5 protein-coding genes are annotated in these 6,435 nt (G+C 77.0%); 3 read left to right on the forward strand and 2 right to left on the reverse strand.

The features are described 5' to 3' along the window. Nucleotides 1–2 precede the first annotated feature (2 nt). Together adh and ACRYR8_RS10090 are read right to left on the reverse strand one after the other, a co-directional pair. Nucleotides 3–1,526: an aldehyde dehydrogenase gene (gene adh, locus ACRYR8_RS10085; RefSeq protein ID WP_432484369.1), complete on the reverse strand. Its 1,524-nt coding sequence runs from the start codon at nucleotides 1,524–1,526 to the stop codon at nucleotides 3–5. A 219-nt stretch (nucleotides 1,527–1,745) separates the two neighbouring features. Next, the gene (locus tag ACRYR8_RS10090; RefSeq protein WP_432484371.1) at nucleotides 1,746–3,017 is read right to left on the reverse strand and encodes a GAF domain-containing protein; all 1,272 of its coding nucleotides are present in this window, start codon (nucleotides 3,015–3,017) and stop codon (nucleotides 1,746–1,748) included. 196 nt (nucleotides 3,018–3,213) lie between these two features. Between ACRYR8_RS10090 and ACRYR8_RS10095 the strand changes: the two genes are divergently transcribed. From ACRYR8_RS10095 to ACRYR8_RS10105, 3 genes are all read left to right on the forward strand, one after another. Next, entirely contained in the window at nucleotides 3,214–4,395 is a 1,182-nt protein-coding gene (locus tag ACRYR8_RS10095) for a nicotinate-nucleotide--dimethylbenzimidazole phosphoribosyltransferase (protein ID WP_432484373.1), read from the forward strand. Nucleotides 4,396–4,404: 9 nt separating this feature from the next. Further along, entirely contained in the window at nucleotides 4,405–5,916 is a 1,512-nt protein-coding gene (locus ACRYR8_RS10100; protein WP_432484375.1) for a leucyl aminopeptidase, read from the forward strand. A gap of 138 nt (nucleotides 5,917–6,054) precedes the next feature. Beyond that, entirely contained in the window at nucleotides 6,055–6,384 is a 330-nt protein-coding gene (locus ACRYR8_RS10105; protein ID WP_432484377.1) for a hypothetical protein, read from the forward strand. Nucleotides 6,385–6,435: the final 51 nt, after the last annotated feature.

Below are 6,435 nucleotides of genomic sequence, written 5' to 3' on the forward strand. Positions count from 1 at the left end.
CGTCAGAAGAAGCCGAGCTTGGACGTGGCGTAGCTGACCAGGAGGTTCTTGGTCTGCTGGTAGTGGTCGAGCATCATGCGGTGGTTCTCCCGGCCGATGCCGGAGCTCTTGTAGCCGCCGAAGGCGGCGTGCGCGGGGTAGGCGTGGTAGTTGTTCGTCCACACCCGGCCGGCCTGGATGCCGCGACCCATCCGGTACGCGAGGTGGATGTCGCGCGACCACACCCCGGCACCGAGGCCGTAGAGGGTGTCGTTGGCGATCTTCAGCGCGTCGTCGGGGCCGTCGAAGCGAGCCACCGACACGACGGGCCCGAAGATCTCCTCCTGGAAGATCCGCATGGAGTTGTCGCCCTCGAAGATCGTCGGGGTGACGTAGTACCCGCCCGACAGCTCACCGCCCAGGTCGGCGCGCTCCCCGCCGGTGACCAGCCGCGCGCCCTCCTTCTGCCCGATGTCGATGTAGGAAAGGATCTTCTCGAGCTGGTCGTTGCTCGCCTGAGCGCCGATCATCGTCTCGGTGTCCAGCGGGTTGCCCTGCCTGACGGCCCTCGTGCGCTCGACGGCAGCGGGCAGGAACTCGTCGTAGATGCTCGACTGGATGAGCGCGCGCGAGGGGCACGTGCACACCTCGCCCTGGTTCAGGGCGAACATCGTGAACCCCTCGAGGGCCTTGTCGTAGAAGTCGTCCTCCGCGCGGGCGACGTCCTCGAAGAAGATGTTCGGGCTCTTGCCGCCCAGCTCCAACGTCACCGGGATGAGGTTCTGGCTGGCGTACTGCATGATCAGCCGGCCGGTCGTCGTCTCGCCGGTGAAGGCGATCTTGCGGATGCGCGGGGAGCTCGCCAGCGGCTTGCCGGCCTCGGCGCCGAACCCGTTGACGACGTTCACCACACCCGGCGGCAGCAGGTCGCCGATGAGGTCCATCAGCAGCATGATCGACGCGGGCGTCTGCTCCGCGGGCTTCAGGACGACGGCGTTGCCCGCCGCGAGCGCCGGGGCGAGCTTCCAGACCGCCATGAGCAGCGGGAAGTTCCACGGGATGATCTGCCCGACCACGCCCAGCGGCTCGTGGAAGTGGTACGCGACGGTGTCGTCGTCGATCTGGGAGATGCCGCCCTCCTGGGCGCGCACCGCTCCGGCGAAGTACCGCAGGTGGTCCACCACCAGCGGCAGGTCGGCGGCCAGGCACTCGCGCACCGGCTTGCCGTTGTCCCACGTCTCGGCCACGGCGAGCTTCTCGAGGTTCTGCTCGACGCGGTCGGCGATGCGGTTGAGCACCAGCGCCCGCTCGGCCACGGACGTGCGGCCCCACGCGGGGGCGGCGGCGTGCGCGGCGTCCAGTGCGCGTTCGACGTCGTCGGCGGTGCCGCGGGCGACCTCGGTGAACACCTCGCCCGTGACGGGCGTGGGGTTCTCGAAGTACTCCCCCGAGGCGGGGGGCACGTGCTCGCCGCCGATGAAGTGGTCGTAGCGCCCGGCGTAGCTGACCACGCTGCCGGTGCGGCCCGGGGCTTCGTACACGGTCATGGGAGGACCTCCGCGGTGGTGGACGCGGGCGACCACCTCGTCGCCCGGTGCGGGAACGGTAGGGACCGGGGCGTTGCAGACCCGTTGCAGGCTCGTGCGGACCCGCCGCGGACCCGCCGCGGACCCGCCGCGGACCCGTCGGCAGACCCGCTGGAGGCCCGCTGGAGGCCCGCTGGAGGCCCGCTGGAGGCCCGCTGGAGGCCGGGTTCAGCGCCGGGTTCAGCCGGCGAGGCGACCGGCGCGTGCGACCACCTCCCCGCGGGCGGGGTCGCCCGGCGCCAGGCGGCGCAGCAGCTCGGCGGCGACCTGGGCGTCGTCGCGGCCGGCGCCGCGCGAGAAGCGCAGCAGCGCCTCGTCGTCCTCGCCCTCGAGCACGGCCGTGCGCAGCGCCACCAGCAGTTCCTCGCGCAGCTCCCGCACGCCGGGCGCGTCGGAGCCGGGCAGCAGGTCGCCGGCCCAGGCGTCCACCGCGTCGCAGGTGCGGCCCTCGCGCAGCGCGGCCCGCACCTGCAGGACGTCGCAGGAGAGCTCGCCGGTCAGCCGGTACGGCGAGGGCGACAGGCCCAGCGCACCCCGGCCGCACCCGGCGAGCACGGCGCGCAGCCGGTGCACCTCGGCGCGCACGGAGACCGTCGCCAGGGTCCGGGAGTCGAGGGCGCCGGCCAGGCTGCCGGCGCTCCAGCCGTCCGGCGGCCCGGTCAGCAGCAGCAGGAGCAGCTCGGCGTGCCGCAGCGACAGGCTCCGCTCGCGCCCGTCCACGCGCAGCACGGCCTCCCCGGCCCCCAGCAGCCTCAGGTGCGCGGGCACCGGGGCACCGCCCGCCCCGCCCAGGCCGCGCCGCAGGGCCGCCACCCGCAGCTCCGCCTCCACGGCGCCCACGGCGGCGCGCACCAGCACCAGCGCCCGCTCACGGCCCAGGTCGTCACCACCGGTGAGGTCCAGCACCCCCAGCACCCGCCCGGTGACCGGGTCGTGCACCGGCGCGGCCGAGCAGCTCCACCGGGTCGCGGCGGTCGCGTAGTGCTCCCCCGAACGCACCCGCACCGCTCGCTCCAGCGCCAGGGCGGTGCCGGGGGCATTGGTGCCCGCGGCGTCCTCGCTCCAGCGGGCGCCCGGCAGGAAGCTCATCGCCTCCGCCGTGCGGCGCAGCACCGGGTCGCCCTCGACCCACAGCAGGGTGCCGTCGGCGTCCCCGACGGCCATGAGCACCGGCACGCCGAGCGGCTCGGCCAGGAGCAGCCGCCGCGCGGTGGGCAGGACGGCGGCCAGCGGGTGCGCGGCGCGGCGCTCGCGCAGCTCGGAGCCCTGCAGGGCCACGGGGGCGAGCACGCTGTCGGGGTCGAGGCCGGTGCTGCGGCTGCGCCACCACGACGCCGAGACCACCCCGCGCGCCCCGGGCAGCGGGGTGCCCGCGCCCCCGGCGCTGCAGGACGCCAGCCAGTCCTCCCGGGCCGCCAGGAGCCCGTCGTGCGCCGCAGCCCTGCCGCCCACCCGTCCACCACCCGCCGTCCCGCGGTCGCCGTCGACCCGCCGCCCTCGACGGTAGGCGGGGGCGCACCCCCGGGCAAGCCTCCCGGGCCCGTCCGGGCGGTCCCCGGCCCGCGGCGGCACGGGCGGGTGGGAGCATCGGGGCGGCCCGCGCGCGCCGCCGGGCGCCGCCCGCACCACCGTCCCCGAGGAGCTCCCGATGACCGACGGCCCGCGGCCGCTGAACCTGCGCGAGGTCGCCGAGGGGCTGCGGTCCCCGCACGCACCCGCCGCTCCCGCAGCCCTCGCCGGGGCGGGCGGGGCGCGTTCCGCGCTGCTGGCCCCCGGCCGGCTGCGCGAGCTGGCCACCTGGCTGGCGGGCACGCGCGACACCGACGTGGCCGGGCCGCTGGAGCGCGCGCGCCTGGTCGTGCTGGCCGGCGACCACGGCGTGGCGGCGCGGGGGGTCTCCGTCCTGGCGCCGGACGGCACCGCGGACGCGGTGCGCGACCTGGTGGCGGGCACCCACCCGGCGGCGGCGCTGGCCGCCGCCGCCGCGGTGGAGCTGGCCGTGCACGCGGTGGGGGTGCGCTCGGCCGGGCCCGACGGCGACCGGGGCGCCGGCGGCCTGCCCGCCGCGGTGACGGCCCGGGCGGTGCGCGCCGGCAGCGGCGACGTGGCGCGCGAGGACGCCATGAGCGCGGAGGAGACGGCGGCGGCCGTGCGGGCCGGCGCCGCGATCGCCGACGAGGCGGCCGACGAGGGCGTGCAGCTGCTGCTCCTGGGGGACGTGGGCGTGGGCGCCACGACGGTCGCCGCCACCCTGGTCGCCGCGTGCCTGCGCAAGAGCGCCGTGGACGTGGTGGGCCGCGGCAGCGGCGTCGACGACGACGCGTGGATGCGCAAGACGGCGGCGGTGCGCGACGCGGTGCGTCGCGCGCGGCCGGTGGCGACCCGCCCCGGGGTGCTGCTGCAGACGGTCGGCAGCCCCGACACCGCCGCGGCCGTCGGGTTCCTGCTGCGCGCGGCCGCCCGCCGCACCCCCGTCGTGCTGGACGGGGTCGTGGGAGCGGCCGCGGCGCTGGTCGCCGCCCGCGGCGTGCCGGGGGCGGAGAAGTGGTGGCTGGCGGGTGCGCGCACCGCCGAGCCCGCGCAGCACCTGGCGCTGGAGCGGCTGAAGCTGACCCCGGTGCTGGACCTGGGCGCCGGGCGGGGCGCGGGTACGGGTGCCCTGGCCGCGCTGGGCGTGCTGCGTGCCGCTCAGGTGCTGGCGTCCGCGGACGCCGCGGCCGCCCCGGTCCCCGAGCCGGAACCGGAACCGGAACCGGAGCACGAGTCCGTACCGGTCGCCGACGGGCAGGCGGCGCCGGGGCAGCCGGAGGGCGAGCGCACCGCTGGGTAGGCTGGACCGGTGGTCCGCCTGGAGCTGAGCAGCAAGTCCGTCAAGAGCGTCCCCGCCGACGCCGTCGTGCTGGGGGCCGCCCCGGCCGCGGGGTCCGGCGGGGGTTCCGGCGCGGGCGCGCCGGTCCTGCTGGGCGGCGAGGACCTGCCCCGGGCCACGCGCTCGGCGCTGACGCGGGCCCTGGCCGACCTCGGCGCCGACGGCGCGGCCGGCAGCGTCCACCTGCTGCCGCAGGTCGAGGGCGTGCAGGCCCCGCTCGTGGCGGTCGTCGGCGTGGGTGAGCAGGCCGCCGACCCCGAAGCCCTTCGGCGCGCCGCCGGTGCGGCCGTGCGGGCGCTGGCCGGGCGGCGGCGCGTGGCGCTGGCTCTGCCCGCGCCCGACACCGCGACGGCGGGCGCGATCGCCGAGGGGGCGGCCCTGGGCGCCTACGCCTTCACCCGCTACAAGGCCGCCGCGCGTGGACCCGTGGAGCAGGTGGTGCTGCTGGTGGCCAAGCCGCGGGACAAGGCGCTGCGCGCGGCGCTGGAGCGGGCGCGGGTCGTGGGCGAGGCCGTGGCCGTGGCGCGCGACCTGGTGAACACGGCCCCGGGCGACCTCGCTCCGGCCGACCTGGCCGACGCCGCCCGGGACCTGGCCCGGGGCACCGGGCTGTCGGTGCGGGTGCTCACCGAGACCGAGCTCGCCGAGGGCGGGTACGGCGGCATCCTCGGCGTGGGGCAGGGTTCCTCGCGCCCGCCGCGCCTGGTCGTCGTGGAGCACGCCCCGAAGGGCGCGAAGGTGCACCTGGCGCTCGTCGGCAAGGGCATCACGTTCGACTCCGGCGGCCTGTCGCTGAAGCCGCCGGCAGGCATGGAGACGATGAAGAGCGACATGTCGGGCGCTGCGGCGGTCCTCGCGGCCGTCAAGGCGGTCGCCGACCTCGACCTGCCCGTCCGCGTGACCGGCTGGCTCGCGGTCGCCGAGAACATGCCCTCGGGCACCGCGATCCGCCCCTCGGACGTGCTGACCATGCACGGCGGCACCACCGTCGAGGTCCTCAACACCGACGCCGAGGGGCGCCTGGTGCTCGGTGACGCGCTCGTGGCGGCGACGGCCGAGCAGCCCGACCGCGTCGTGGACGTGGCCACCCTGACGGGTGCGCAGGTGGTCGCGCTGGGCAACCGGGTCTCCGCGGTCATGGGCAACGACGACACCTTCCGGGACGAGGTCCTGGCGGCGGCCGAGCGCGCCGGGGAGCAGTTCTGGCCCATGCCGCTGCCTCAGGAGCTGCGCGCGAGCCTGGACTCGCAGGTCGCCGACCTCGCCAACATCGGCGACCGTGCCGGCGGGATGCTGGTGGCGGGGCTGTTCCTGCGCGAGTTCGTCGGTGAGCGCGCCGACGGCTCCCCCGTGCCGTGGGCCCACCTGGACATCGCCGGGCCGGCCTTCCTGACTTCCGAGCCGCACGGGTACACGCACCGCGGGGGCACGGGCGTGGCGGTGCGGACGCTGCTCGCGCTCGCGGAGGACCTCGCGTCCTGACGGATCGCCCACCACGGGCTGCACGAAGAGCAACTGCCGCTATGCTCACAGTGACGGTCCTCGGGGGACGTCGACCGTCCACCCGATGAGGCCCACCCGTGCACCTGGCACCGACGGTGCCGAACCCCTGGAGGACCCATGCCCGCCACGCACTCCGCCCGGAACTCCGCCGCGCAGCCCCGCCTGCGCCTGCTCGCCCGCCGTGCCGCAGCCGCCGCCGCCGCGTCCGCCGTCCTCGCCGGTGGTGGAGTGCTGACGGCCGCCGCCGCCTCGGCCGCCCCCGCGGCGGTCGCGCTCACGGAGTCCTCGGCCCGCAAGGAGGTCGTGGAGCGCAAGGAGTCCACCGTCGACCGCAAGGAGTCGGTGCTGACCCGCAAGGAGTCGGTGGTCGACCGCAAGGAGTCCCCGCTGCGCAAGGAGTCGCTGGTCGACCGCAAGGAGTCGGCGACGTTCGAGCGCGAGCGCTGAGCCGCCACCCGCGGCACGCACGACGACGGCGGCACCCCGCGGGGTGCCGCC

It is taken from the genome of Kineococcus esterisolvens, from assembly GCF_050871405.1.
In the GTDB taxonomy this organism is placed as follows: domain Bacteria; phylum Actinomycetota; class Actinomycetes; order Actinomycetales; family Kineococcaceae; genus Kineococcus.